The following is a 6,440-nucleotide window of genomic DNA, read 5'->3' as shown; positions in this document are numbered from 1 at the left end:
GATCCGCCCACCGACCACCCGGCCCACCGGTCTCCGGCAGCAGCGGGGCTATGCGATCCCACTGAGCATTCGTCAGTTCATGCCGACGCACCATGACCGACTCATGCCCGGAACGGCAGCAGATCCACCACCCGGGCAAGAGCCATCAGACACCGCCTAGTGCTGTGACCGTCCTGCTAGGGCGTGCCCTTGGCGCGCCGGGCCAGGCCCAGTGCGTATTCCGGCCACCACCGGCCGGCCGCCGGGCCGCCGCGGCAGGGCCCGTCCGAGGTGCCGGGCCGGTTGACCCAGAGGTACGCGTCCACGAGCGGGTCCCCGGTGTCGGTGGTCGGTGCCACCCCCAGGGAGCGGCCCGGCGGATTGCACGCGGCCTGCTTCCCCTCGCCGGGCAGTGGGCCGTCGCCGTTGCGGCTGGTGTCGAGGACGAAGTGCCCGCCGCCGGCCGCCTCGGAGATCCTGGCGCCGTACTCCCGCACCGTCGCGTCGGGCTGGAAGCCGGAGACGTTGAGCGCGAAGCCGTCGGCGCGGGCGAGACCGGCCTTGCGCAGCGGCTCGACGAGGTCGCGCGGGTCCGGGATCCAGGCCGGGCCGCCCGCGTCCAGGTAGACCTTGGTGTTCCGGTTCTTCTTCAGCCGGTCGACGGCCTCGGACAGCAGCCGGTAGCGCTCGGCGCCGTGCTCCGGCGCGGTGCATCCGTCGACGACGCGGGCGACGGCGCCCGGCTCCAGGACCACCAGGGCCCGGGTGTCGCCGATGCCCTCGGCGAGGGCGGCGATCCACCCGCGGTAGGCCCGCGCGTCGCGCGCACCCCCGGCCGGGTGCTGCCCGCAGTCGCGGTACGGGATGTGGTGCGCGGTGAGCACCAGCGTCTGCCGGGCCGCCCTGGCGGCCGCCGCGGCCCGGCGGACGCCGGGTCCGGGGTCGGCGCCCGTGAGCCACAGGGCCAGCGGCCGGTCCGCGATCCGGCGCAGCACCTGCGCGTCGCCGTAGCGGCCCTGCGCCTCCCAGGCCGCGACCTGCCGGGCGGCTTCGCTCCGCGGGTCGACCCAGAGCGGGGACGCGCCGCTCCCGGCAGGGGGCGCGCCACTCCCGGCCGCGGCCGGTGCCGGGGCGGGCGCGGCCGCCGGCCGCTCGTCGTCCGCGCAGCCGGGGAGCGCCATGAGCAGCAGGACGAGCCCGAGGGCGGCCAGGGGTCCGCGCGCACGGGCAGGGGCGGGCCCGCGGGAAGGGGCCGGCCCGCGGGAAGGGTCGGCGGGATCGGTGGGGCGGCGTCGGCCTGACATCCGGCTCCTCGGGACGAAGGGTCGGGCAGCGAACCGGGACATCGTCACATGACGGACCGTCAGCCCCGGGTCGCGACACCGTTCCCTACGCGTGGTCTCCCGTGGTGAGGGCGATGGCCAAGGGGGTCCGTTCGTAGAGGATCTGATGCCCGTGGCGGGCCGAGACGAGGAGGCCCGCCGCACGCAGGACCCCCAGGTGCGCGGAGACCGTGGAGGGCGCCAGGCCCAGCCGGTCCGCCAGGACCGTGGTGGAGGCCGGCTCGTGCAGGGCGCACAGCACGTCGGCCCGTACGCGCCCCAGCAGCCGGGCCAGCGCGGCCGGGGTGTCCTCCCCCGCCGGGGTCCACAGGGCGCCGACGCCGCGGGCCGGGTAGACGACGGTCGGCTGCCAGGGCGGGTCGAAGCCGCCCGCGATCTGCGGCCAGACGAAGGCGCTCGGCATGAGGAGCAGGCCCTGGCCGCCGAGGACGCGCTCGTGGTGAGTGGGTCGCTCGATGGTCAGGGTGAGGGAAGCGGCGTCCCAGCGGAGGTCCGGGTGCAGACCGTCGAAGAGCGACTCCAGCCCGCCGGCGGCGAGGCGGCGCGAGTGGAAGAGGACGTCCGCCTCCAACAGGGCCCGCAGCCGCGGCCAGTGCGGCTCGACCAGGACGCTCCAGGCCTGCTCCAGCAGATCGGCCAGCTCGTGCACCGCCCGCGCCGGATCGGCGAGCAGTGCCCGGCCCAGACCGCTGTCGAGCGCGCCCGGCGTGCAGGCCAGTGACTTGCGCATGTCCTCGCGCGCCTCGGCCGGATCCGCCGCGCGGATCAGCGCGAGTTCCTCCGCGAAGGACACGCCGGGGCCGCTCGGCGGCGGGCTGATGAAGTCCGTACTGTGCCCTCGCCGTGGCATGAGCAGCCACAGCGGCCGCAGGTCCAGCCCGTCAGCGGCGTCGCGGATCCGCTGCAGCCACGGCAGGTGATAGCCCTGCCGGTCCGGGCGGCTCAGGGTGCGGACCGCCTCCTGCGTCTCCCACGCGGGCGACAGCGCGAACCGGCACCGCAGCAGATCCTCGTGTCCGAACCGGTGGTGCAACCCCATGCCGCACCCTCTCGCTCTCCGGAACATTCGGCTCGACATTCGGCCCAGGCCGAATCTCTACGCCGGCCAGCCTAGGCCCGCGACGCTGCGGGCATGGCAACCGTCACACCGGCCCCGGCGGCCGCACGCGGCTCCGCCGGTTACCTCTCCGTCTTCCGGATCGGGGAGTTCCGAGCCGTCTTCGCCGCCCACCTGATGTCCGTGCTCGGCCTCGTCGTCGCCGAGATCTCCCTCACCGTCCTCGTCTACCGCGCCACCGGCTCGCCGCTGATGAGCGCGCTCACCTTCGCCCTCGGCTTCCTCCCGTACGCCATCGGCGGCACCCTGCTCGCCGGGATCGCGGACCGCTACCCCGCCCGGCGGGTGCTCGTCGGGTGCGACCTCCTCTGCGCGGCGGGCGCCGCGGCCATGGCCTGGCCGGGCACCCCGGTCGCGCTGCTCCTCGTACTGCGCTGCGTCCTGGCCTTCGTGGCGCCGCTGTTCCAGGGCACCCGCAACGCCTCCCTCGCCGACATCCTCGGCACCGGCGACGCCTTCGTCCTCGGCCGCTCGCTGCTGCGCATGGTGGCCCAGAGCGCCCAGCTGGTGGGCTTCGGCCTCGGCGGGCTGCTGCTGACCGTCCTCGCGCCGCGCGGGGCCGTCGCCCTCACCGCCGCCGGGTTCCTCGGCTCGGCGCTCCTGCTCGGCCTGGGCACCCGCGCCCGCCCCGCCCGCGCGGGCGCCCGGTCCCCCGGGAGCGGCCCCGCACCGCTCGCCGGGCTGCGCGCCGTGCTCGGCGGGCGCCGGGTGCGCGCCCTGACCCTGCTGTTCTGGCTGCCGCCCGTCTTCGTCGTCGTGCCCGAGGTGCTGCTGGCCCCGTACGCCGACGGCCTCGGCGCCGGCACCGCCACCCTCGGACTGCTGATGTGCGCGCTGCCCGCCGCCACCATCGCCGGTGAGGTGTACGCGGGTTCGGCGCTCACCGCCCGAACGCGTTCGCGCATCGTGGTCCCGCTCGCCGCCGTGGCCCTGCTGCCGCTCCTCCTCTTCGCGGTCCGGCCCGGCGTGCCCGGCGTACTCGTGGCGCTGCTGCTCGCCGGGCTCGCCCACGCCTACACCCTGGGGCTCGACCGGTGGTGGGTGGACGCCGTCCCCGCCGAGCTGCGCGGCCGCGCGATGACCCTGCTCAGCACCGGGATGATGACCCTCCAGGGCGTCGGCATGGCCCTGGGCGGCCTCGCCGCCGAGTTCCTGCCGGTCCACACCGTCGTCACCGGCGCCGGAGCCCTCGGCACCGTCGTGGTCCTGCTGCTCCTCGCCGAACTGCGCGCCGCGGGCCCGGAGGACGGGCGGCCGAGGCGTGAGACGGGGCTGGCCACCAAATGACCGCCCGGTAGGGTCTGGTGCGTGCCCAAGCCGCTCAGTCTTCCCTTCGACCCCATCGCCCGCGCCGACGAGCTGTGGCAGCAGCGCTGGGGGCCGGTGCCCTCGATGGCCGCCATCACCTCGATCATGCGGGCGCACCAGATCCTGCTCGGCGAGGTCGACGCGGTGGTCAAGCCGTACGGACTGACCTTCGCGCGGTACGAGGCGCTGGTGCTGCTCACCTTCTCCAAGGCCGGTGAGCTGCCGATGTCGAAGATCGGCGAGCGGCTGATGGTCCACCCGACGTCGGTGACGAACACGGTCGACCGGCTGGTGCGCTCCGGGCTCGTCGACAAGCGCCCGAACCCGAACGACGGCCGCGGCACCCTCGCCTCCATCACGGACAAGGGCCGCGAGGTCGTCGAGGCCGCCACCAAGGACCTGATGGAGATCGACTTCGGCCTCGGCGCGTACGACGCCGAGGAGTGCGCGGAGATCTTCGCGCTGCTGCGCCCCCTGCGGGTGGCGGCCGCGGACTTCGAGGAGAAGTAACCACCGTCACGCCGCCCCCCGATGACCCGCGTCGGGATCGCGCAAAACGGACGGTTAGGCTCAGTCGCATGAAGAAAAGCGTGCTGACCCGCTACCGGGTGATGGCCTTCGCCACTGCCGTCATGCTGCTGGTGCTCTGCACCTGCATGGTTTTCAAGTACGGCTTCGACAAGGGCGCCGATCTGACCTTCGTGGTGTCCCAGGCCCACGGCGTGCTCTTCATGATCTACCTGGTCTTCGCCTTCGACCTCAGCTCCAAGGCGAAGTGGTCCTTCGGCAAGATGTTGTGGATCATGCTCTCCGGCACGATCCCGCTCGCTGCCTTCTTCGTCGAGCGCACGGTTCGCGCCGAGGTCGAGCCGCTCGTCAGCGGCGGTCTGGCCACCGCGAAGGCCTGATTTCCCACAGCCCCGGGGCGACTCCCCGGGGTTGCCCATCGACATTTACTAGGACGTCCTAGTAAATTCGAGCCATGGACGCTCACGCCATCGAGGAAGGCCGCCGTCGCTGGCAGGCCCGCTATGACAAGGCCCGCAAGCGCGAGGCCGACTTCACCACTCTCTCCGGCGATGCGGTCGATCCGGTGTACGGGCCCCGGCCCGGCGATGCGTACGAGGGGTTCGAGCGCATCGGGTGGCCGGGGGAGTACCCCTACACCCGGGGCCTGCACGCCACCGGGTACCGGGGGCGGACCTGGACCATCCGGCAGTTCGCCGGCTTCGGGAACGCCGAGCAGACCAACGAGCGGTACAAGATGATCCTCGCCGCCGGCGGCGGCGGGCTCTCCGTGGCCTTCGACATGCCGACGCTCATGGGGCGGGACTCCGACGACCCCCGCTCGCTGGGCGAGGTCGGGCACTGCGGGGTCGCCATAGACTCCGCCGCCGACATGGAGGTCCTGTTCAAGGACATCCCGCTGGGCGACGTCACGACCTCGATGACCATCTCCGGCCCCGCCGTGCCCGCGTTCTGCATGTACCTGGTGGCCGCCGAGCGGCAGGGCGTGGACCCCGCCGTGCTGAACGGCACGCTCCAGACCGACATCTTCAAGGAGTACATCGCCCAGAAGGAGTGGCTCTTCGAGCCCGAGCCGCACCTGCGCCTCATCGGCGACCTCATGGAGTACTGCACGAAGGGCATCCCCGCCTACAAGCCGCTGTCCGTCTCCGGCTACCACATCCGCGAGGCCGGGGCGACGGCCGCGCAGGAGCTCGCGTACACCCTGGCGGACGGCTTCGGCTACGTGGAGCTCGGGCTCTCGCGCGGCATGGACGTGGACGAGTTCGCGCCCGGGCTCTCCTTCTTCTTCGACGCGCACCTCGACTTCTTCGAGGAGATCGCCAAGTTCCGCGCCGCCCGCCGGATCTGGGCGCGCTGGATGAAGGAGGTCTACGGGGCGCAGAGCGAGAAGTCCATGTGGCTGCGCTTCCACACCCAGACGGCCGGGGTCTCCCTGACCGCGCAGCAGCCGTACAACAACGTCGTACGCACCGCCGTGGAGGCGCTCGCGGCCGTCCTCGGCGGCACCAACTCGCTGCACACCAACGCCCTGGACGAGACCCTCGCGCTGCCGAGCGAGCAGGCGGCCGAGATCGCCCTGCGCACCCAGCAGGTGCTCATGGAGGAGACGGGCGTGGCCAACGTGGCCGACCCGCTGGGCGGTTCCTGGTACGTCGAGCAGCTCACCGACCGCATCGAGGCGGACGCCGAGAAGATCTTCGAGCAGATCAAGGAGCGCGGGCTGCGCGCCCACCCGGACGGGCGTCACCCGATCGGGCCGATCACCTCGGGCATCCTGCGCGGCATCGAGGACGGCTGGTTCACCGGGGAGATCGCCGAGTCGGCCTTCCAGTACCAGCGGTCGCTGGAGAAGGGCGACAAGCGGGTCGTCGGTGTCAACGTCCACCACGGGTCGGTCACCGGGGACCTGGAGATCCTCCGGGTCAGCCACGAGGTGGAGACCGTCCAGGTGAGCGAGCTGGCGGCGCGCAAGGGCCGGCGGGACGACACCAAGGTCGCGGCCTCGCTGAAGTCCATGCTGGAGGCCGCACGGGACGGGTCGAACATGATTCCGGCCATGCTGGACGCGGTCCGGGCGGAGGCCACCCTCGGCGAGATCTGCAACGTCCTGCGCGAGGAGTGGGGCACCTACACGGAGCCGCCGGGCTTCTGAGTCCCGCCCC

General features: G+C 73.1%; 6 protein-coding genes. 4 read left to right on the top strand and 2 right to left on the bottom strand.

Features of this window, described 5'->3' with window-relative positions; translation table 11 throughout:
• Window positions 1–176 precede the first annotated feature (176 nt).
• Complete coding sequence (locus AB0D94_RS06600) at window positions 177–1,160, bottom strand: glycoside hydrolase family 6 protein (protein ID WP_362046503.1); 984 nt, start codon at window positions 1,158–1,160, stop codon at window positions 177–179.
• Window positions 1,161–1,368: 208 nt separating this feature from the next.
• The gene (locus tag AB0D94_RS06595) at window positions 1,369–2,361 is read right to left on the bottom strand and encodes a DUF5937 family protein (protein ID WP_362046439.1); all 993 of its coding nucleotides are present in this window, start codon (window positions 2,359–2,361) and stop codon (window positions 1,369–1,371) included.
• A gap of 93 nt (window positions 2,362–2,454) precedes the next feature.
• Here AB0D94_RS06595 and AB0D94_RS06590 point away from each other — a divergent pair, with 93 nt between their 5' ends.
• The 4 genes from AB0D94_RS06590 to AB0D94_RS06575 all read left to right on the top strand — a co-directional run bounded on the left by AB0D94_RS06590 (window position 2,455) and on the right by AB0D94_RS06575 (window position 6,430).
• The gene (locus AB0D94_RS06590) at window positions 2,455–3,726 is read left to right on the top strand and encodes an MFS transporter (RefSeq protein WP_362046436.1); all 1,272 of its coding nucleotides are present in this window, start codon (window positions 2,455–2,457) and stop codon (window positions 3,724–3,726) included.
• A gap of 21 nt (window positions 3,727–3,747) precedes the next feature.
• Entirely contained in the window at window positions 3,748–4,257 is a 510-nt protein-coding gene (locus AB0D94_RS06585; protein WP_362046433.1) for a MarR family transcriptional regulator, read from the top strand.
• 68 nt (window positions 4,258–4,325) lie between these two features.
• Complete coding sequence (locus AB0D94_RS06580; RefSeq protein WP_362046430.1) at window positions 4,326–4,655, top strand: DUF3817 domain-containing protein; 330 nt, start codon at window positions 4,326–4,328, stop codon at window positions 4,653–4,655.
• A gap of 74 nt (window positions 4,656–4,729) precedes the next feature.
• Window positions 4,730–6,430, top strand: coding sequence for a methylmalonyl-CoA mutase family protein (locus AB0D94_RS06575; RefSeq protein WP_362046427.1), 1,701 nt, complete (start codon window positions 4,730–4,732; stop codon window positions 6,428–6,430).
• The last annotated feature ends 10 nt before the right edge of the window (window positions 6,431–6,440 follow it).

Source organism: Streptomyces sp. NPDC048255 (assembly GCF_040652415.1).
Classification (GTDB): Bacteria; Actinomycetota; Actinomycetes; order Streptomycetales; family Streptomycetaceae; genus Streptomyces.
The sequence above is the reverse complement of the archived record's forward strand: the minus strand, read 5'-3'. Positions and strand labels throughout refer to the sequence as shown.

Coding starts and splice junctions, on each gene's coding strand:
- AB0D94_RS06600 (WP_362046503.1), bottom strand. CDS start 1,160: ATGGCGCTCCCCGGCTGCGCGGACGACGAGCGGCCGGCGGCCGCGCCC.
- AB0D94_RS06595 (WP_362046439.1), bottom strand. CDS start 2,361: ATGGGGTTGCACCACCGGTTCGGACACGAGGATCTGCTGCGGTGCCGG.
- AB0D94_RS06590 (WP_362046436.1), top strand. CDS start 2,455: ATGGCAACCGTCACACCGGCCCCGGCGGCCGCACGCGGCTCCGCCGGT.
- AB0D94_RS06580 (WP_362046430.1), top strand. CDS start 4,326: ATGAAGAAAAGCGTGCTGACCCGCTACCGGGTGATGGCCTTCGCCACT.
- AB0D94_RS06575 (WP_362046427.1), top strand. CDS start 4,730: ATGGACGCTCACGCCATCGAGGAAGGCCGCCGTCGCTGGCAGGCCCGC.